This window comes from Clostridium sp. OM02-18AC, from assembly GCF_003481825.1.
In the GTDB taxonomy this organism is placed as follows: Bacteria; Bacillota; Clostridia; order Lachnospirales; family Lachnospiraceae; genus Brotaphodocola.
In genome coordinates this window covers 102,128-124,319 of sequence record NZ_QULW01000003.1, presented here as the reverse complement: position 1 = coordinate 124,319, position 22,192 = coordinate 102,128, and the positions used below count along the sequence as shown (strand labels likewise).

12 protein-coding genes are annotated in these 22,192 nt (G+C 47.2%); all 12 read left to right on the top strand.

The genetic code is table 11. The annotated features are described in order from the left end of the window. The first annotated feature begins 180 nt into the window (after positions 1-180). The 12 genes from DXB18_RS03485 (at position 181) to DXB18_RS03430 (ending at position 22,121) form a co-directional block, all read left to right on the top strand. Positions 181-1,698: an ATP-binding protein gene (locus tag DXB18_RS03485; RefSeq protein ID WP_207665761.1), complete on the top strand. Its 1,518-nt coding sequence runs from the start codon at positions 181-183 to the stop codon at positions 1,696-1,698. 5 nt (positions 1,699-1,703) lie between these two features. Then, positions 1,704-5,750: a leucine-rich repeat protein gene (locus DXB18_RS03480; RefSeq protein WP_118705992.1), complete on the top strand. Its 4,047-nt coding sequence runs from the start codon at positions 1,704-1,706 to the stop codon at positions 5,748-5,750. Positions 5,751-5,784: 34 nt separating this feature from the next. Further along, positions 5,785-6,738: a MoxR family ATPase gene (locus DXB18_RS03475; protein ID WP_118705990.1), complete on the top strand. Its 954-nt coding sequence runs from the start codon at positions 5,785-5,787 to the stop codon at positions 6,736-6,738. Beyond that, the gene (locus DXB18_RS03470) at positions 6,731-7,900 is read left to right on the top strand and encodes a DUF58 domain-containing protein (RefSeq protein WP_118705988.1); all 1,170 of its coding nucleotides are present in this window, start codon (positions 6,731-6,733) and stop codon (positions 7,898-7,900) included. Before DXB18_RS03475 ends, DXB18_RS03470 begins: the two co-directional genes overlap by 8 nt. A 148-nt stretch (positions 7,901-8,048) precedes the next feature. Then, positions 8,049-10,319 carry a transglutaminase-like domain-containing protein gene (locus tag DXB18_RS03465; protein ID WP_207665760.1) on the top strand — a complete coding sequence of 757 codons (2,271 nt, stop codon included), beginning with the start codon at positions 8,049-8,051 and terminating at the stop codon, positions 10,317-10,319. A 14-nt stretch (positions 10,320-10,333) separates the two neighbouring features. Further along, the gene (locus DXB18_RS03460) at positions 10,334-10,816 is read left to right on the top strand and encodes an S-ribosylhomocysteine lyase (protein ID WP_118705984.1); all 483 of its coding nucleotides are present in this window, start codon (positions 10,334-10,336) and stop codon (positions 10,814-10,816) included. Between the two features lie 17 nt (positions 10,817-10,833). After that, positions 10,834-12,561 carry a bifunctional diguanylate cyclase/phosphodiesterase gene (locus DXB18_RS03455; protein ID WP_118705983.1) on the top strand — a complete coding sequence of 576 codons (1,728 nt, stop codon included), beginning with the start codon at positions 10,834-10,836 and terminating at the stop codon, positions 12,559-12,561. A 44-nt stretch (positions 12,562-12,605) separates the two neighbouring features. Next, the gene (locus tag DXB18_RS03450) at positions 12,606-13,127 is read left to right on the top strand and encodes a sigma-70 domain-containing protein (RefSeq protein ID WP_118540463.1); all 522 of its coding nucleotides are present in this window, start codon (positions 12,606-12,608) and stop codon (positions 13,125-13,127) included. A gap of 164 nt (positions 13,128-13,291) precedes the next feature. Next, on the top strand, positions 13,292-17,056 hold the full coding sequence (locus DXB18_RS03445; protein ID WP_118705981.1) for a phosphoribosylformylglycinamidine synthase: 3,765 nt from the start codon (positions 13,292-13,294) through the stop codon (positions 17,054-17,056). A 158-nt stretch (positions 17,057-17,214) separates the two neighbouring features. Then, positions 17,215-18,534 (top strand): aspartate kinase, encoded by a 1,320-nt coding sequence (locus tag DXB18_RS03440; protein WP_118540465.1) that lies wholly within the window; start codon positions 17,215-17,217, stop codon positions 18,532-18,534. A 149-nt stretch (positions 18,535-18,683) separates the two neighbouring features. Continuing rightward, positions 18,684-20,882 (top strand): M28 family peptidase, encoded by a 2,199-nt coding sequence (locus DXB18_RS03435; protein ID WP_118705979.1) that lies wholly within the window; start codon positions 18,684-18,686, stop codon positions 20,880-20,882. A gap of 3 nt (positions 20,883-20,885) precedes the next feature. Further along, positions 20,886-22,121, top strand: coding sequence for an NAD(P)/FAD-dependent oxidoreductase (locus DXB18_RS03430; RefSeq protein WP_118540467.1), 1,236 nt, complete (start codon positions 20,886-20,888; stop codon positions 22,119-22,121). Positions 22,122-22,192 lie beyond the last annotated feature (71 nt).

Sequence of the window (22,192 nt, the reverse complement as noted above, 5' to 3'; positions counted from 1 at the left end):
AGGAGAACTATGTCGGCGATGGTATCGTTTTTTCAATTGCCTGGAACATACCATATTCAGGCAGTGCTCCTTCTTTTGGAGCTCTTTTTTGCGTTTCAGTTATTATTATGGCAGATTCGTCTGAAACGAAAAAAACAAAATCTTGCAGAAAAAAGCAAAAACAGGAATCTGTTTTACCAGATGTATTTTACGGAATTACAGACACCGCAGTTTTTGTTTAGGAGAAAGGATCAGAATCCGGTATATCAGACGAACGCTTTTTCTGAATTGTTTGGATTATCAGCCACGCAGTTCCAGACGGATCTTTTATCCTTTTCGAATCGTCTGGTAAAAGAACAGGGGAGAAAATTCTGGAAACAATATCAGCAATGGGATGGGAACGGCGTTTATGAACAGGAACTCGCCCTTTCTGAAACCCCAAACTGGTACCGGCTTTCCGTGAAACGGAGTGAAGACGGCTTGTATGATCTGTTTCAGTTTACGGATATCACAAAAGAACGGGAAGAGAAAGCAGAACTGACCGAACGCTTAAACGATGCGGCAGAGTCAAGCCGTTCCAAAACGGCGTTCCTCTCAAAGATGTCCCATGAGATCCGTACTCCGATGAACGGTATTATTGGTATGCTGACTCTGGCACACGCACAGCTTCATGGTCATGTGGCAGAAAGTTATATCAGTAAAGCAGAAAATCTGTCTGCTTACCTTCTGTCTGTATTAAACGACATCTTGGACATGTCCAGAATCGAGGCTGGAAAAGTAGAGTTGGCGCAGAAGCCGATAGATTTAACAGCACTGGCGGAAAAGCTGCGCGATCTGTTCCAGAAAAATGTGGAAGCGAAAGGCATTGCGTTTTCTGTTGAAATGCAGGATTTTGATGTGCGTTATGTCATTGGAGACGAGCTTCGTCTTTCCCAGGTGCTGGTAAACTTTTTATCCAATGCACAGAAATTCACCAGTCAGGGTGAGATTAAAGTAATCTTCCGGCAGCTTTTGCGCGAAGCCGACAAAGTAAGCATCATGATCCGGGTACACGATACCGGTGCCGGAATGGATCCGAATTTTCTAAACCGCATCTTCCTTCCGTTTGAACAGGAAAGTGCAGACACGGCCAAACAGCATGGTGGTTCCGGTCTTGGAATGGCAATCACCGATAATCTGGTTCGTCTGATGGGCGGAGAAATTGTAGTGGAAAGTATGCCTGGAAAAGGCTCTGATTTTACCGTTTATTTAACACTTCCGATTGCTTCGGAAGAAGAAGCAGCATTGGATTCCGACGAGAAAACAATGGAGCCTGATGCCGAATTTACGTATGCCGGCTGCCATATTCTGATGGCAGAAGACAATGAAATAAACGCTGAGATCGCTGTCAGTATTCTGGAAGAAGCCGGTGCAACGGTCGATGTTGCAGAAAATGGTCAGGTTGTGCAGGAAATGTTTGCAGAAAAACCGGAAGGTACTTACAATTTCATTTTAATGGATATCCAGATGCCGCTTGTAGATGGTCGCACTGCAGCAAGACAGATCCGTGCAATGAACCGCCCGGATGCACAGACGATACCGATTTTTGCCTTGTCTGCTGATGCATTCGTGGAAGACCAGAGACGTTCCCTGGAAAGCGGCATGAACGGACATTTCTCCAAACCGATTGATTTCGAAAAAATGCGGATTGAAATTGGAAATTATTTAAGAAGAAGGTAATTCGAATGAAAAAAGAGGGCAAATGGCAGGAAATCCTTCGCCTGATGAAACAAAATAAAAGTCCTGCATTGGCAGGGAAATTCGCACTGGCAGGAAAACTGGCTGCAGGTGCCGCTTCGATTGCCATTTTGTCGGTTGGAGGACAGGCAGTCTGGAACGGATTTAAAGACGGCAATGTATTTCGCCCGGAATTATTTGCGAATAGCCAGGCACTGCATGGCAACCAGATTTCATTCCCGGATCAGGACGAATTCAAAGGACAGAATCAGAATTCTGATTCTGGGGAAAATGAGCAGCTGCAGAAGGATAACCGCGCGGAGGATGAAATCGGAAAAGGAAACGATGATCGTGCATCGTTTGAGATGGACGCAGAGGATCCAAATGTGTATTCGGAGGAACTGCAGAATGTGGTGATTGCTCCGGCAGAGGAGAATCATGCTGCCATCATGCCGCCGAACAGTTTGTCTGGAGATTCGGTTCTTCTAGCTGATGAAAACAGTACGGACCATGAAACCATTCACACCGGCGGTCAGGGACTGGTTAGTGGCGGTACACAGGCAGGAAGCGGAGCTGGCGAAATACCAGGAACAGGAAATTTCTCTGGTGGAAGTTCTGACTTTTCTGGTGGAAATGGAGGCAGCGGAAACACAGGCGGCAGCGGGACAATAAACCCGGAACAGCCATCAGAACCGAATCAACCGGGCGAGGTAACGCCGTCAAAACCTGAGATTCCGACAGAACCTCCCAAACCCGGACAGTCGGTTTATGATCCAGATTATCCAGACGGTTCCCAAAAACCCGATTTGCCACAGGGTCCAAGCTTTGATGGCATTAATCCACTTTATCCCAATTTCCCAGAAAAAGGATTATCAGAAAAGTACACAGTAGAGCTTTTTGTAACAGACATATTAAGTGCAAGTGAAAACTCACAGAATTATTTATATGAAGGTGCTGTGTTAACGGACTGGAAATTATTATACTCTGCTTTATTTTTTATGAGAGTTTACGAAGATGGAAATCCAACACCAGTAAGGCAGTATCGTATCGTGAAATATGATGATTGCTTTCGCGTTGGAGAGTTCCCACGGTATGCGGAGCGTGGTCTCACTGTTACGTTTTATTATCGACCAAATGCAGAATGTGAATGGCAGGAAGAACAGGTAACGTTTAATAATATCAAATTTGCAAAGTATGTAGTAATGAATGCCGAAGATTCTACTGGTCAGGCAGAGGAGCTGATGTCAGGATATCTGGATGAGGGAGATTCAGCGTCTCTTTCTGAAGCAACGTTAAAGCTTTTTCAGAAAAATCCGGAATGGACAAAATCTGATGAAGGTTCTGATTCACTGGTAGTATCGAAACTATTCCCAGGTTGGTCGCTGAAACCAGATGGTGAGTTGCTTCGAGGAAACATATTTACGCCAGAACAAGGCGGCAGATACATTTTATATCCACTTAAGCGCATTCCGGTTCCAGATGGATGTACGGTTGAACTTCATCATGGCAAAGATCAGGACCAAAAAGAATATTTTCGACAGGTGTTGACACAATTTCAGACAGACGAGAAACAGGTCGTGATCCCAGAAGGAATCCAGGATGTCCAGTGTGCTTTTTCAGAAAATATCGAATCGCTATCTATACCGGAAAGCGTTCAGAACTTTTTTACAATCCCGAGAGTTTTAAAAGCCTATAAGGTTTCTGAATACAATCAAGTTTTTCACACGGAAGATGATGTGTTGTATGATGACAGCCGACAGGAAATTGTCGGGATCCCTCTGGAAAAAGAAGAATTGGATGTACCGGAAGAAATAGGACGCATTGCGATTCCTTATAACAATCAGTTGAAAAAAATTGTTCTTCATTCTATGGCTCCACCGGAAATGGATGTGACGATGCTGAATGAAGCAAGCATCTGCATCCCGTCAGGAAGCTATGTAAATTATATCAAAGCTTGGGGAAACAAATTGCCTGAAAATGTTATATTCGAAACAAAAGAAGGGGAGGATACCGATTATACGATAACGGAAGATGGCCTTTTTTCGAGAGATGGTTCTGTTTTACGTCAGGCCAATACATCCTGTTATGGACTTTATGTTGTTCCAGATTATGTGACAGAAATTGCCGCGAAGGCCTTTGAACAGGCGGAGCACGTTGATAGTGTCCTTATCCCTGAGACTGTGGAAAAATTGGATACAGAAAGTTTAAGTGCTTCCGGCATTGAGCGCATTTATTTCTATGGCAGAAATGAGAAAATCCCAGATATCTGCAAAGGAACATTTGATGTCTCTGAAAATTTGGAAGAAAATCCTGAAATACAGGAAGAGGCAGATGATACAGACATTATGGAAGAGGAATCAGGTGGTTTGCGTATTTGGGTGCCAGAAAATCAAAGAGAAGCTTATATTGCAAAATGGATGGATGTACTTGACGAAGACACCTTGAATACACTTGTTCTGGAAGGCTTTTCTTATCGGGAGAAGGAGGGAGTTACCTGGATAGAAGCATCTGGAGACGGAGCCACCCTGTTGCATGCAAATTCCGACATTTCTTCTTTTGATGAAATGAATAATCGTATACGAGAAGAAAAAGAATGGACCAGAATTGGAGCACGTGCGTTTGATTTTAGTTTTGATATTAAAATTTTGGAAATACCGACAAGTGTTACAGAAGTTGGAGAAGAGGCATTTACACATTGCCGCGGGTTGGAAGTGATTATTTTTCATACAACGGATTCCCTTTATATTGGGGATTATGCTTTTGAAAATCTGCAAATGCTGAAGATGATTGCTTTTGAGACGGAGGAAATTGTTCTGACAACAGGTGATACCGTGGTGGGTCGTACTTGCTATGTACCGAAAAATTGTCTGATGTTTTATGGTGAAGGGCGTAAACCGCTGCTTCAGTATGGCGGAGATGTTTATGTTGCAGTAGCTGGAGAGACAGGTTATTTTGTATATGGTTTATATCAGCAAAATGAAGAATCACAATCAGGAGAGGAAAACTTACAGAATCTGAATTTCTCTAAAAATAAAGGGAGTGTCATGGCTGCCTTGGAATTGGATGAGATCGAGGTGGAGAACGAAGATGAGGAAATTAAAGATGGTGATGTGGAAGATGATCCAGATCACGAAGATAAGCCCGTGGAAGCACTTACTCCGCCATACAGCATTCTCCTGGTGGCAACTTCAAATGTTTCAGGCGAGATTGAAAATCCAGAATTAAGTCAGTCCTATCCTATTGTAGAGATTGTCTCGGATGCATTGAATGGCTGCAATGCTGGCGAATTGAATATTTCTGAAGATGTAACAGGGACGATTCGTTATATTGGCAAGTATGCATTTGCATATTCTTCTCTAAGTGGCAGTCTGATATTCTCAAACGCTATGCAATCGATCGGAGCGGATGCATTTTTGGGCTGCGATGGGCTTGAGAAAATCTCTTTTGAAGGAAAGAATGCTCCGATATTAGCTACGCATAAACCAGGAAGTCCGTATACGTTTGGCTTTGAAGAGAGGGAATCTCAGCTGGAATTATCGGTAACGTACAGAGAGAATTATCGCGATATATGGAAATACTATCTGATTGGTTATGCTCCAGATACCATGGAGGATAAAATTCTGGAAGACTGTATGTGGGAAAAAATATGGAGTTGGCCTGGAGACCCCTTTAGCGATGCCTTTATGTTATATATCGATGATTTAGCAAAATACAGGATGGAATGGAAGCTATACCAGGGAGATACTATGGTCTGTAATCTTCTTGGCTTTCCAGCTCCGGAAGAACCATCCAGTATGGAGCCCAATATGGAAGATTATATATCGGAAAGTGATAGCGAGTGGAATCAATTTGGAATTAGCACTCCATCAGATGCTGTATATGCAGATGAAATATTGGATGAAGATGAAATTTGGGATGATGAGACGAATGAGAAATCTGATTCCATGAAAAATGACCATATGAGTGAAAGTGATAAAGAAAATGGAAAAGAAGATGCTGATGAAGGATCAAACTCGTTGGAAATAAATTCTGGTGAGGATACCGCAGAATCGTAATGCCAAAAAAAATATTTTACAAGGGGAAACACACATGATACTGGAACAATCCGAACACATCATTGAAGAAGTGAAAAAAGCCTTCATGGGTAAGGATGAGATCATCCGCCGGGTGCTCATGACGATTTACGCAGGTGGACATATCCTTTTGGAGGACTGTCCGGGCGTAGGAAAAACGACTCTGACCCTGGCATTCTCCCATGTTCTGGATCTGTCCTACAAACGTATCCAGTTTACGACCGATACGCTGCCGTCCGATATCACGGGATTTACGACTTACAACCGGCAGAAAGACAGCTTCGAGTATCATGAAGGAGCGGTGGCCTGTAACCTGCTTTTGGCAGATGAGATCAACCGTACTTCTCCAAAGACCCAGTCGGCACTTCTGGAAGCCATGGAGGAGGGCAGCGTAACGGTAGATGGTGTGACCTATCCGCTTCCAAATCCGTTCATCTGCATTGCGACCCAGAACCCGGTAGGTGCAGCCGGCACACAAGCGCTTCCCGAGTCTCAGCTTGACCGTTTTATGGTTCGCCTTTCCATTGGCTATCCGACTGCGGAAGATCAGGTACGCATTCTGAAAGCAAGACGGTATGCAAACCCAATCAACGAGATCAAGATTGCAGCTACGGCAGAGAGTATTCTGGATATCCGAAATTATCTTTCCTCTTTGCAGATCCGGGATGAGGTATTGTATTATCTGATCCGTCTTTGCGAGGCAACCAGGGAGCATCCGCTTGTGGAACTTGGGGTCAGTCCGCGAGGTGTTCTGGCTCTGACACAGATGGCAAAAGCCCATGCAGTCCTTGCGGAGCGCGGATATGTGATACCGGAGGATGTTCAGGCTGTTTTTGTGGATGTCTGTGCGCACCGTCTGATTTTAAAACCACAGGCCAGGGTTGAGGGAATTTCGGAAACCGAGATTCTCAGACGGATCCTTGCGGAAGTGAAGACTCCGTCTATGACCAGGGGGTGGAAGCGTGACTAAAGTCCGTGGTCTTTACAGCGCGGTAATGCTTTTTACAGCGGTGATGCTTCTTTGGTCAGCGAAGACCTATGTACTTGGCTTTTTGCTGTTGGAAGCAGCAGTTCCGTTCTGCCTGCGTTATATGCTGCGGCAGGAAGTAAAAAAGTTAAACATCTCTTTGTATTCCAGGGCAGCCTGTGTGGCGGGACAGGGGATTTCCATTGAAATCCGATTTGCCGGTCCACGTTGGATTGCGGTCGGAATTTTAAGCGGAGTTATGGAAGTAAAGAATCAGCTATTTCAGAGGTCCCAGGCATTTCCTGTGGCTGTCAGCTTTTCCAAAAGAAAACATGTGCTTTACATCCCATATACACCGGATGGCTGTGGAGAAACTGTGATCTGCCTGAAGGAGATCTGCTGCTGTGACATCCTGGGATTGAATACGCTCCCGGCTGCAGCACCGAAACCTCTTCGGATTACCGTATTTCCGGAACCGCTTCCGTTTCAGGTTTCTGCAGAATCCTTCCTGTCAGGGTTTAAGGAAGGAGAGCAGCAGACGGTCAACCGCAAAGGCGGGGATCCATCAGAAGTATTTGAACTCCGGGAATACCGGACCGGGGACGATGTGCGTTCCATTCATTGGAAATTGTCCGGAAAACTGGATCAGCTCCTGGTGAAGGAGTCGAGCGATACATCTCACTACAGTACGATGATTCTTTTGGATGCAGGTCTTTTTGCAGGGACAGATCTTTGTCAGGAAAAACTCTTGTCGACTGCAGTCAGCCTTGCCCTGGATTTCAGTGAAAAGCTGATGCGACTTGGTATTTTACACTATATTGGGATGATGGCAGGTCAAAAACCTTATTTTTACCAGATTACAGAACTGGCAGAACACACGAAGACAACCGAGATCTGGATGGGACTTACCCTGGAAGAAGTTTCCGGGGAGGGACTTCAGTTCTTTCTGGCAGAACGGATATATCAGACTTGCCGTCATATGATTTATATTACAGCCGGACAATTCCCGGAAGAAATCCATATGCTTCCTTCCGATCTTTCGGTTACTGCAATCTGCGTTGTGGATGACGGAACAGAAACACAGGCGACCAGCCGTGGACGCGGCATGTTTATGGAAATCCCACAAAGCAGTCTGCATTCCGGGATTCAGACGATCTCAATTTAAGCTGGAAAACGCGCCTGTGAAAATACGAATCCGTTACGATGGAACAACGATAAAAAGGAAAACAATGATGATGGAAAAAAGAGAACGAGACAGATATATTGCGCAGGAAAGTGTACGACCGGATTTCGCTGGAATTCCGGTTTTTTGCATGCTGTATTCCATCGGTATGGTTGCTTCCATCGCAAAACTTACCTCGCTGCGTCTGGCAGATGAGCTTTCTTTGCTGTTTTTACCTGCACTGTCCGTGATCGGAGGAACCATGTTTTGTGGTGCAGTCCCCAAACTCAGGAAGTGGGGATTTTGTTTCCCGCTCATGTTTGCAGGAATCTGCGTTGCTTTTTACGGACCGGCCAGGCTGTTCTTTGGCGGTCAAATGTTTTTGAATTATCTGATTAGTGCCTGGAATTTCTTTTATCAGGATGGGATTCCGGTTATGGGAAGCAGGGGAGGAACAGAAAAAGATCTGCTTGCTTTTTTGGCCGTGCTGCTTCTTTTGCTGAATGCATTATTCTGGTATTTCATTCGCAAAAAGGCATTTGTACGCATGATTTTATTCATTATTTTTGGAATGCTTCCGTGGATCATGTTAAAATATTCATCTCCGGTTGGCAGTGCCTTGTTTCTTGCCTGTGTTTTGGGAGCGTGGCTGCTGTTTTTTCATTCGGCATCCAGGAAACGCAGGATTATCTGGTTCCTCGCGCTGGGAGTTCTTTTCTTGCTTAGTGCATTTATAAATGGGAATCGGAAACTGGACGTGTTGGTTCAGCTCAAAAAGGATACGGCGCAGACATGGAATACCCTGCGTTACGGGAAAGATTCCCTCCCGGAAGGAAATCTGAAAAAAGCTGACCAGATGCAGTCCGGAGAGCGCGAAACACTGCTTGTAACGACTGAACAGGTAAAGCCGCTCTATCTGCGTGGCTTTACAGGAGCAAATTTTCAGAATGACCAGTGGCAGCCTTTCACGAAAGCGGTTTACGGCGGAGAGCGATGGGGCTTTCTGGATTGGATCTCAAAGCAGGCATTCGATGTCAATGCGCAGTATGCAGCATATCAGGCAGTAAATGAAGAAAATCTGGATCAGCTTCCTGAAAATCACATTACCATAAACAACAAAGGGGCAAACCGGAAATATATCTATACGGTATATTCTGCAGATACGCCCAAGGGCGTTAAGATGAAATCCGTAAGGGATCATGGATACCGTTCCTCTGCATTGTTTGGTAATTGGGTTTACAGCTATTCGGAGCGTTCTGCGGATCTGCCCGGTGAATTGAGCCAGCTGTCTTCCTGGGTCTATGAACCGCAAAATGATCAGCAGAAAGAATATCTGCAGGGAGAATCAGTTTACCGGGATTTCGTCTATGACCAGTATCTTCAGATTCCGGAGACATTGCAGCCGGTTCTGAATGATCTGTTTTCTTCTATAGAAGAACGGGATGCGAAAATAGAAGGAATTTATAAGGTTACACAGGAAATCCGGTCTGTAATGGAAAAACGGTTTTATTACCGAAAAGAACTGGAAACGCGAGAACATACCGATCTGCTTTCCCATTTCCTGGAGGGAAATATTTATGGCAATTCAGCCTATTACGCTTCCGCGGGTGTCCTGACTTTCCGGAAGTTTGGAATTCCGGCGCGTTATGCGGAAGGGTATTATCTGGGCGCAAACCAGATCGCAGCATCAAAAAACGGGACAGTTTCCCTGAAAGAAAGCGATGCACACGCTTGGACAGAAATTTATATGGATGGAATGGGATGGATTCCGGTTGATTTTACGCCAGGTTTTTATTACAATACATATGCATTGCTTCGTATGGCAGAGCTTCCGCAGAATATCAGAAGAACTGCTGCCCTGGAAGATCAGGGAGAGGAAGCAGAAAATGTGACTGGCAATGTACCCCAAGATGGAAACACGAAAGCCGATCCAAAACCGGAAACGGTTGTATTCCTGGATACGCTTCTTGACATTACGTTCGTACTGCTGTGTTTCGCGGAACTTCTTTTTATACTTCTGGAATGTTCCAGAATTTGGTATGAACGTAAAATGCAGTCTGTTTTGCAATATGGTTCTGGAGATTGCGCAGAATTTCTGACAGGCCAGATCTCAAACAATCTGATGGTCTGTGGAATTGATGTACGGCCGGGATGGAATACGGAACAAACAGAGAAGGCAATCCAAGGGGTTTTACCAGATATTCCAGATGGGTTTTACACCCGTGTAAACGGTGTACTGGAAAAAAGCATTTATGGGGAGGGTACGTTGGAACCCCATGAACTAAGATTTTTACATTGTTTCCTTCTTGCAATCCGGCATAGTAAAAAACAGATGGGACTGAAAAAACGGATAGCATTTCGCTATATCGGTCTAAAAAATTGTATGGAAATGAGAAAGACAAAAAACAGATATCAGGCTTAAGGAGAACTACGATCATGGAAAAAATCACAAGCTTTACGATCAATCATTTAAAATTACTGCCAGGCATTTATGTGTCCAGAAAAGATAAAGCGGGAGACAGTGTTATCACCACGTTCGATATCCGTATGACCAGACCAAATTTTGAACCGGTTATGAACACCGCGGAGATTCATACCATCGAACATCTGGCAGCAACATTTTTGCGCAACCATGATGGCATCAAAGACCGTGTGATCTACTTTGGACCGATGGGCTGCCGCACCGGTTTTTACCTGCTTCTTGCAGGCGATTACCAGTCTCGTGACATCGTTCCGCTTATGAGGGAATTGTTCAGTTTTATCCGTGATTTTGAAGGAGAAGTACCGGGGGCAAGTGCCAGAGACTGCGGCAACTATCTGGATATGAACCTTTCGATGGCGAAATGGCTTGCAGACCGTTTCTTACGTGAAGTTATGGACAACATTAACGACAGCAGACTGATTTACCCGGAAGACTAGGAGAAGACATTAAACGAATGAGAAGAATAATACGCGGAGTACCAAAGAAAATTCTGGAATATGTGATCCAGCTTTTCAGCCCGACGATGGATGATTATCTTTATGTCATGGATCTGAAGGAAGATTATTACATGATATCGCCTCAGGCGATGGAGCGTTTTTTATTGCCAGCCGACCACTTTTATCATGCAAAAAAAATGCATGAGCAGTTTGTGTATACAGATGATCTTCCAGCGTTGTGGGCCGATATGGAACTGAGCTACAAAGGCGAACACGATTCCCACGATATGGATTACCGCTGGCTGGACCGTCAGGGGCATCCGGTGTGGATCAATTGCAGGGGAATCTTACTGCGCGATCCAGATGGCTCCGCAAAATACCTGGTCGGCTGTATCAATGAGATTGGGAAAAAGCAGAAAGCGGACAATGTCAGCGGTCTGATGGGAGAGGTAGGGCTCTGGCATTATGCAATGGATTGTGCCGAGATTCTTCCAGACGGATTTGTGATGCGGCTTGGAATCGATGATCTGGGCGGTGTGAACGGAACCCTGGGCATGAATTACGGAGATTTTCTTTTGAAAGAGACTGCCAACTGCATCCAGAAAGTGATAGAACCGGAGCAAAAACTATTCCGTCTGGTATCCGACCAGTTTATCATCACGGATCTGTCTGGAAAGAGTATTTCCGATGCCTGTCGTCTCTATGATAAAATCCGTTCTGAAATCAGCAGATGGGTGGAGGAACACCAGTATCAGACGGTATTTACGATATCTGCCGGGATCATTGATACCGATGGGCGCCATAACGATTACGACCAGCTGTTAAAATATCTGGAATTTTCTTTAAACGAAGCGAAACGTCTCGGAAAAAATGAAAGCTATGTATTTTGTCAGGCAGATTATGACGCATGGAGCCGCAGACAGGAACTTCGCAAACAGCTGCTGCATGCGATCAATCACGGCTATGAAGGCTTTGAGGTTTATTATCAGCCGGTCATGAGCAGAAAAGAACATGATCTTGTTTCTGCTGAGGCTCTGATGCGCTTTTTCGTTTCGGAAGAAGCGCAGACCGGTGAATCTGGAAGTGGGGAAATAACAGAAAAGAACACAAATGAAAATCGCCGCATGATCTCTCCTGCGGAGTTTATTCCGATTCTGGAAGAGAGCGGACTGATTATCCCGGTTGGCCGGTGGCTGCTTCACACTGCTGCAAAGGACTGCAAAGAGTGGCAGAAAGCACATCCGGGGATGCGTGTGCAAATTAATCTTTCGTATGTGCAGGTTGCAAAGACCAATGTCCTGCGTGAGATCTGGGAGACACTGGATGAAAATAAACTGGATCCGGAGTGCCTTGGTGTGGAACTGACTGAGAGCGGATATCTGGAGCCAGGTGCGCATTTCCAGAAAGTATGGCAGGGTTTAAAGGAGCTGGGAGTGAAGGTACTTCTGGATGATTTTGGAACCGGATATTCCAATTTTCACTGCCTGGGAGACCTGACGCCAAACTGTATTAAAATTGACCGTACGTTCACGCAGAAAGCACTGTCAGACTCTTATGAATATAATCTGCTGACACAGATGATCTGGATGTCCAAGCGACTGAACATTCATGTCTGCATTGAAGGAATTGAGACAAAAGAGGAACTGGAACGGATCGCAGTATTAAAACCAGATTATATCCAGGGTTACGTATTTGGAAAACCGATTTCAAAAGAACTATTTACAGAACAGTTTATCTGCAGATAAATATTAAGTTTATTATACATAGAAGATTGGAAGGAGAATTCACAATGCATGATGATGTCTATCAGCTGTATTTAGAGGAGATTGCAGCGATCCGCCCGATGGACGCAGAGGAGGAAACACAGCTTTTAACAAGATTCAAAGATGGTGATACCACCGTGCGCTCCCGTCTTATGGAAGGATATCTGCCGTTTCTTGCCGAGATCGCAAAGACCTATGAAAACCAGGGACTTCCGGTTGGTGATCTGGTCCAGGAGGCGAATGTGGCACTGATCATGGCAGTAGACCAGTATCAGGAAGGCGACTTAAAAGAGCAGGTTAAGAATCTTGCCGAGGAGATGATCAAGGCTGCCCTTGAGGAACAGGGAATTGAAGTCAAGGTGGAAGAAGAAATGCTGGCCCGTGTCAACGTGTTAAAAGAGGTGAGCAAGCGCATGGCGGAGGAACTGGGGCGTGAAGCTACCGTTACCGAACTTGCAGAAAAAATGAAGATGACAGAAGACGAGATCAAGGATATCATGAAGCTGACGCTGGATGCCATGAGTGTGAGTCCAGATGCGGAAGTGTAATCGGTTTTGATCGCAAATTAATAAGAATGAATAATAAATACCATAAGATATATTAATTTCATTTATAATATATCTTGTGGTATTATTTATTTAAATGAGATTTATCAGTCTCAATTATGAAACAGAACCATAAAACAGGAGAAATACATAACAGGAGGAATCACATGAGTGTAAGACGCGTGTATGTAGAGAAAAAACCGGAGTTTGCCGTTAAGGCGGGGGAGCTTCGCGAGGAGATCAGCAGTTATCTGAGCATAGATACCGTGACCGGAGTCCGTGTATTGATCCGCTACGATATTGAAAATCTGTCAGAGGAGACTTACAAACAGGCGCTTGTTACCATCTTTTCCGAGCCGCCGGTTGATTTTGTATATGAAGAGGACTTCCCAAAAGAAGGGGGAGATACCGTATTTTCCGTAGAGTATCTGCCGGGACAGTTTGACCAGAGAGCCGATTCCGCAGAGCAGTGCGTAAAGCTGTTAAAAGAAACCGAGGAGCCAGTCATCAAGACTGCAACTACCTATGTGCTGTCTGGAAAACTGACTGACGAGCAGGCTGCTGCCATTAAGGCATTCTGCATCAACCCGGTCGATTCCCGTGAGGCAGGAAGCAAGAAGCCGGAGACCCTGGTAACCGTATTTGAGACACCGGCTGACGTGGCATCCTTTACCGGTTTTACCACCTTTGACAGCGCGAAGTTAAAAGAACTTTATGATTCCTTAAATCTGGCTATGACCTTCCGCGATTTTGAGCATATCCAGAATTATTATGCAGGGGAAGAGCACCGCGACCCGACCGTGACCGAGATCCGTGTGCTGGATACCTACTGGTCCGACCATTGCCGTCATACGACCTTCTCCACCGAGTTAAAGGATGTGACCATTACCGATGGCGATTACAAGGCACCGATCGAGGCAACTTACCAGAATTACCTTGCAGACCGCGCGGTGATCTACAAGGGACGTGACGACAAGTTCGTCTGTCTCATGGACCTGGCACTGCTTGCCATGAAAAAACTCCGCGCAGAGGGCAAACTGGAAGATCTGGAAGTTTCTGACGAGATCAATGCCTGCAGCATTGTCGTTCCGGTTGAGATTGACGGTGTGACGGAGGAGTGGCTGGTAAACTTCAAGAATGAAACCCATAACCACCCGACCGAGATCGAGCCGTTTGGTGGTGCTGCAACCTGCCTTGGCGGTGCAATCCGTGACCCGCTTTCCGGACGTACCTATGTATACCAGGCCATGCGTGTGACCGGTGCAGCTGACCCGACCCGTCCATTGTCTGAAACTTTAAAGGGCAAGCTGCCGCAGAGAAAACTGGTTAACGGCGCTGCAAATGGCTATAGCTCTTACGGCAACCAGATTGGTCTGGCTACCGGTTACGTCAAAGAAATCTATCATCCGAATTATGTGGCAAAACGTATGGAGATCGGTGCCGTTATGGGTGCTGCTCCGAGAAAATACGTAAAGCGTTTAAATTCCGACCCGGGCGATATCATCGTACTCCTTGGCGGACGCACCGGCCGTGATGGTATCGGCGGTGCTACCGGTTCCTCCAAGGTTCATACCGAAGCTTCCATCGAAGTCTGTGGTGCTGAGGTCCAGAAAGGTAATGCGCCGACTGAGCGCAAGATCCAGCGTATGTTCCGCCGTCCGGAAGTCAGCGAGATCATCAAAAAGTGCAATGACTTCGGCGCAGGTGGTGTTTCCGTAGCAATCGGTGAGCTGGCAGCAGGCCTTCAGATCGATCTGGACAAGGTTCCGAAAAAATATGCCGGTCTGGATGGCACCGAGATCGCGATCTCTGAGTCTCAGGAGCGTATGGCGGTTGTGCTTGACCCGGCAGATGTTGACAAATTCTTAGGCTTTGCAGCGGAGGAAAACCTGGAGGCAATTCCGGTTGCAGTTGTGACCGAAGAGCCGCGTCTGGTGATGAACTGGAGAGGAAAGACCATTGTGGATGTAAGCCGTGCATTCCTCGATACCAACGGTGCGCACCAGGAGGCGAAGGTTGTTCTGGAAACTCCGATCAAAGAGGGCAATCCGTTTGAAAAGAAAGAAGTAGCAGATGTGAAAGCTACCTGGCTGAACGTCCTGTCTGACTTAAATGTATGTTCTCAGAAGGGCCTGGTAGAGCGTTTTGACGGTTCTATCGGCGCTGGCAGTGTCTTTATGCCGTATGGCGGTAAATACCAGCTGACCGAAACCCAGACCATGGTAGCGAAGCTTCCGGTCCTGAAAGGCAAGACCGATACCGTGACCATGATGAGCTACGGCTATGACCCATATCTGTCCAGCTGGAGCCCGTACCACGGTGCTATCTACGCTGTGCTGTCTTCCGTTGCAAAGATCGTGGCAAGCGGCGGTGACTTTAAGAAGATCCGCTTTACCTTCCAGGAGTACTTTAAGCGCATGACCGAGGATCCGACCCGCTGGGGCGCACCGTTCGCAGCCCTGCTTGGTGCTTACAATGCACAGCTTGGCTTTGGACTTCCGTCTATCGGCGGTAAGGACAGCATGTCCGGTACCTTCAACGATGAGAAGCACGGCGAGATCAACGTTCCGCCGACCCTGGTTTCCTTTGCAGTGGATGTAGACCATTATCCGAACATCATCACACCGGAATTTAAGAAGCCGGGCAGCAAGATCGTCGTATTCAACATTGAGAAAGATCAGTATGACCTTCCGGATTACGCACAGATCATGGATGGCTACGAGAAACTGAATACCGATATCAAGGCAGGCCGCATCCTTTCCGCTTATGCAGTGGAGGGACATGGACTGGCAGAGGCAGTCAGCAAGATGGCATTCGGCAATAAGCTTGGCGTGAAGATCGAGCACAACGTAGACCCGAGAGATTTCTTCGCAGCAGGCTGGGGCAACATCGTCTGTGAAGTTCCGGACGGAAAAGTGGGCGATCTTTCTATCCGTTACACCGTGATCGGTGAAGTGACCGACAAGGCTGCTTTTGAGTACGGACCGGTATCCATCTCCATGGACGAGGCATTAGGCTCCTGGACCAAGACCTTAGAGAGCGTATTCCCGACCACCTCCGGCGTGAAGCAGACCGAGGTGAAGTCTGAACTGTTTAAGGCAGACAAGATCTACGTATGCAGCCACAAACTGGCCCAGCCGACCGTATTTATTCCGGTATTCCCGGGCACCAACTGTGAATACGACAGCACCAAAGCCTTTGAGCGTGCCGGTGCAAAGGTTGTAACCAAGGTATTTAAAAACTTAAGCGCAGAAGATATCCGCGATTCTGTAGAAGCTTATAAGAACGAGATCGCAAAGGCACAGATCGTGATGTTCCCGGGCGGTTTCTCCGCAGGCGATGAGCCGGAGGGCAGTGCGAAGTTCTTTGCAACCGTATTCCGCAACGCAGTCATCAAGGAAGAGATCGAAAAGCTGTTAAATGAGCGTGACGGCCTGATGCTTGGTATCTGCAACGGCTTCCAGGCACTCATCAAGCTGGGTCTGGTTCCGGAGGGACGCGTCTGCGAGCAGACCGCTGCTTCCCCGACCCTGGCGATGAATACCATCGGACGTCATATTTCCAAGATGGTCTACACCAAGGTTGTTACGAACAAGTCTCCGTGGCTGGCTGGCGCAGAGCTTGGCGGTGTATACTGCAACCCGGCATCCCACGGCGAGGGACGTTTCGTTGCAAATGACGAGTGGCTGAAGAAGCTTGCCGCAAACGGCCAGATTGCAACCCAGTATGTCGATGAGAACGGCAATGCGACCATGGATGAGTTCTGGAACCCGAACGGCTCCTACATGGCGATCGAGGGTATCACCAGCCCGGATGGACGAATCCTGGGCAAGATGGCGCACTCTGAGCGCCGCGGTGAGGCTGTTGCCATGAACATCTACGGAGAGCAGGATATGAAGATCTTCGAGAGTGGCGTGAAGTATTTCAAATAAGATTTTAATTTCTGGTATCATATCTTGAATTTGGGGCTGCCGCATGAGTTGCGGCAGCTCCTTTTTCGTCAGGTATTGACAGAAACTACGATTTCAAGTATAGTTTGGAGTAACTGCCCTGGAAGGATCCGGGAGCAATATGAGGAGAGACAGACGATATGAAGAAGGTTGTGAAATTTGGCGGCAGTTCTCTGGCGAGTGCCCGCCAGTTTAAGAAAGTCGGAGATATCATCCGTGCAGACAAGACAAGAAGATTTGTGATCCCGTCCGCACCGGGTAAGAGAAACAGCAAGGATACCAAGGTTACGGATATGCTGTACGAGTGCTACGCGGCAGCATCCACCGGAGCATCTTATAAAAAGATCCTGGATGCGATCAAGGCTCGCTACCAGGAGATCATTGACGGTCTGGAGTTAAACTTAAATCTGGACCATGAATTTGCTACCATCGAGGAAAACTTTGTAAAGGGCATCGGCAAGGATTATGCTGCATCCCGCGGTGAGTACTTAAACGGTATCGTTATGGCAAATTACTTAGGCTACGAGTTCATCGACGCTGCAGAAGTCATTTTCTTTGATGAGCATGGAAACTTTGAGGCAGAGCTGACCAACCAGGAGCTTTCCGAGCGTCTGGAGCATGTAGAGAGAGCGGTTATCCCGGGCTTTTACGGTTCTAAGCATGACGGAAGCATCAAAACCTTCTCCCGCGGCGGTTCCGATGTGACCGGTTCCATCGTTGCACGTGCCATCCACGCAGACTTATATGAGAACTGGACCGATGTATCCGGTTTCCTTGTAACCGATCCTCGTATCGTGGAGAATCCGGAGGTCATCGAGACCATTACCTATAAAGAGCTTCGTGAGCTGGCTTACATGGGCGCAGGCGTACTCCATGAGGACGCGATCTTCCCGGTAAGAAAAGAAGGAATCCCGATCAATATCCGCAACACCAACCGTCCGGAGGACAAGGGCACTCTCATCGTAGAGAGCACCTGCAGAAAGCCGCGCTATACCATCACCGGTATCGCAGGAAGAAAGGGCTTTTGCGCGATCAACATCGAAAAAGCCATGATGAATGCCGAAGTAGGGTTTGGGAGGAAAGTTCTTGGTGTATTCGAGAAGTACGGCATCTCCTTTGAGCATATGCCGTCAGGGATCGACACCATGACCATTATGGTACACCAGGACGAATTTGAAGAGTATGAGCAGTCTGTGATCGCCGGCATCCACCGTGCAGTTGAGCCGGATGTGGTCGATCTGGAGTCTGACCTGGCTCTTATCGCTGTAGTTGGAAGAGGCATGAAGGGCACCCGCGGCACAGTCGGAAGAATCTTCTCCGCACTGGCACATGCCCGCATCAATGTCAAGATGATCGACCAGGGCTCCAGTGAACTCAACATCATCATTGGGGTAAAAAATTCCGATTTCGAGACTGCCATCAAGGCAATTTACGATATCTTTATCACCGCAGCAATTTAAATAACAGGATCTGGTTTTTACTGTTTCCTGTTTTGTGAAAAGAGGGAATCCTGCATCGGCTGTTGCCGTTGTGAGGTTCCCTCTTTCGTTGCCGGATAAAATGTGCTATACTGGATTTCGATTAGAAAACGGCGAAAGGAAACCATCTCATGAACAGAAGAAACTGCAGACATATCAGCAGACACGCTTTTGGTGCACATTCGGCATCCTATGCAAAGAAAGCCTTCGTCCTGGCTGCGGTTGCATTCTTATCCGGCTGTGCAGGTCCATCCACAAAAGTACTGCCAAAACGGCAGGGGGGAACCATACAGGAAGTGCCGGAAGAGATACCAGTCGTGGAAGAAGTCAATTCTTTTTATCTTCAGGAATCCCTTGGAATTCTTTCGACTTCCCCCCGAATGGCAGGCAGCCGTGAGGAAGACACCGCTGCCCGCTATATCCAGAGACTTTTGAAAGATTATGGATATCAGGTAAACAGACAGCGTTTCCGCGAAAAGACCGAACACGAAGAAATCCTTGGAACGAATGTAATTGCGACTCGTCCAGCCGAAGACCCCGATGCAGACATTTTATTGATCTGCACCTGGCATGATTCTGCTCCGGGCAGCCCGGGTGCAGGAAACAATGCATCTGGTGTTTCTGTATTTCTGGAAACGGCCCGCATTCTTTCCGGTCTTCCAACCGATACGGAAGTGCGCTTTGTCAGTTTATCGGCTCATGAAAACGATGCGCTTGGTGCCAGGATTTATACAAGAAGTCTGAGCAAACGGGAAAAAGAACGACTGATCGGTGCCATTACCATCGGACCTTGCGGGGCTCTTGATACGGAAGAAACCGTACTTGCAACCCAGGACGGAAAGGGCACTATGCTTGGGGATTTGCTGAGTGATTCTTCATCAGAGATTACCGGAATACGTTTTCACAATATCCAAAAAGCCGGTTTAGAAAATGGAATTTTCGCGTCCTGCTTTATCCCTGCCGTGCAGATCGGACAAAAAGAGGACAGCTTTGATTTTGGAACACCTCTGGATACGGTAGATACAGTGGATGCGGAGTGCCTTTCCGAGCTGGTTGACACCATTTGCCATACGGTATCGAAAATTATGAATCCGGATACCCCGTCCATGCGGGCAAAAGCACACTACGAAAATAACTGGAATACCTTTGTCTATCAACAGGAACCACGCAGGAGAATTCCTTTTGGAAGCACTCCGGGAAGGCTGCAGGCGCTTTTGGGAATTCCGGGAAAGCTTGCTGTCGTAAACCGGGATTCAAAGAACCATCCGATTGAACGGTATCGGTTCCATGCAAAATGGTTTGAGGTGGAAGAACCCCTCATTACAGACTATTATTTTACCGATGAACAGCTTGATCTGGTGAGTCTTCTCCCGGAAAATCAGGAACAAAGCAGCATGCAGATACAGTCACAGATCACCAGTGTTTATGGAGAACCGGAAAAGAAGATTTCCGGTCCGTATGGGCTGGACTGCATCTGGCGTGATCCGGTGGCTGGAGAGCAGATCGAACTGATTCCGGGGAAGGAATCTTTTGAAGTGGAGATCCGCAGCTACACGCCAGAGAAAACCATACTCGCACGTTATGATGCCGCGGGAAATGCAGAAGAAAAAACGGAGAATTTTGAGGCGGAATATGGCTATCTGACACAGCTTTGCAGCGTGATTTTTCAGCCAGAATCAGAAGAGGCATTGCCCGCACCTTCTCAGGATGCAATACTGGGAAGACTTCTGCCAAAAGCAGAACTCCTCTATGAAACGGATGGAGCCGGGGGCGACCATGTTCTTACAGAAAGGCTCAAACAGACTGCTGACGTTTCCACGAAAGCAGGAAAGACGCATTCTGGTCAGAAAACATCTAGAAATGATTCCCAAGGGGAACAGGACAGACTTTATGCAGATACCAGCTGGCAGGTGACCATTGACCCGGAAAACTATCCGCAGCAGGATGGAGAACTTGCAGACCGCAGTACTTCCCTGAAAAGTCTGATGCGCACCTACGGGATCCTTTTAAAAGAAACGGATCCGGAACTTTACGCAAACGGATACGGGGAATTACTGGGCGAGAAGCAGGCAATGCAGCAATCCGAGGACGCATCCCTGGTGTCCCCAAAGTCTGCACTGCAGGCAGAGTCCGCACAGGGCATGAATCAGACCGTATCCGTTTCTCTGCCGGAATTTGAGGATGCGTTTGCTTTGTACGTGCTGGCAGACGATACTTCGGACAGTCCCGGAGCATTTCAGGAATGTGTCCGCTACTTTAACCAGTTTGAAGAACTGAATACATACCGCAGTGCCGTGAGAAACTATCTTGGCCTGCAGACGGAGGAATAAGTTATGAGTCAGGTAATCATCATCGGCGGCGGTGCTGCTGGAATGATGGCAGCGATAGCCGCGGCAGGCGCAGGGCATAAGGTCTGCATTTATGAAAAAAATGAAAAACTTGGCAAGAAAGTCTACATTACCGGAAAGGGGCGCTGCAACATTACCAATGCCTGCGACACGGAAGAATTGTTTCAGAATGTGGTCCATAATGCCAAGTTCCTTTACAGCAGTTTTTATACGTTTACAAATACCGATATTATGGAGCTTTTGGAACGGTATGGCTGTCCGGTAAAGACAGAACGCGGAAACCGCGTGTTCCCGGTTTCTGACAAATCATCGGATGTGATCCATGCGCTGACGGTTTGTCTCAGGGACCTTGGAGTCATGGTAGAACTTCATGAAGAGGTGTCCGAGGTTCTCCATGAGAATGGTCACGTGACCGGAGTCCATTTAAAGCGTGGAAACCGGACGGTTTTGGCAGATGCCGTTATCGTTACCACCGGCGGTCTGTCTTACCCGTCTACCGGTTCTACCGGAGATGGTTACCGGTTTGCAAAGGAGCTTGGACACACCATCACGGACCTTTCGCCTGCTCTGGTGCCGTTTGAGGCAAAGGAACCGGTCTGCAAGGAACTGCAGGGCTTGTCCCTGCGCAATATTCATGCAGAGATCCGGAATGGGAAAAAAGTACTGTTTGAAGAGTTTGGTGAAATGCTGTTTACCCATTTTGGTGTCAGCGGACCGGTGCTTCTTTCTGCCAGCAGTTATGTGGCAGCTGCACTAAAGAAGGGAGAACTGGTCCTCTCCATCGATTTAAAACCGGCTCTTTCACAGGAGCAGCTGGATGCCCGCATCCTGCGCGACTTTGAAGAGGCAAAAAATAAACAGTATAAGAATTCCTTAAACCATCTGCTCCCGGCGAAGCTGATCCCGGTCATCATCGAGCGGAGCGGAATTTCTCCGGAGAAAAAGGTCAATGAGATCACACGGGAGGAACGGCATAGCCTTGTCTGTGCGATCAAGGATTTCTGCATTACGCTGGTTGGACTGCGGGATTACAAAGAAGCGATCATCACACAGGGCGGCGTATCCGTGCGGGAAATCAATCCGTCTACCATGGAGTCAAAAAAGATGGCAGGGCTGTATTTTGCAGGGGAAGTACTGGATCTGGATGCCGTGACAGGCGGCTTCAATCTCCAGATTGCCTGGTCTACCGGTTATCTGGCCGGGATTTCCATCCCACAGTAGGAGCGTGTGACCGGAAAAAACGGATAGAAGTGCAGATCGAAAAGAAAAAACAGCATTGAAATGTAAAAAGA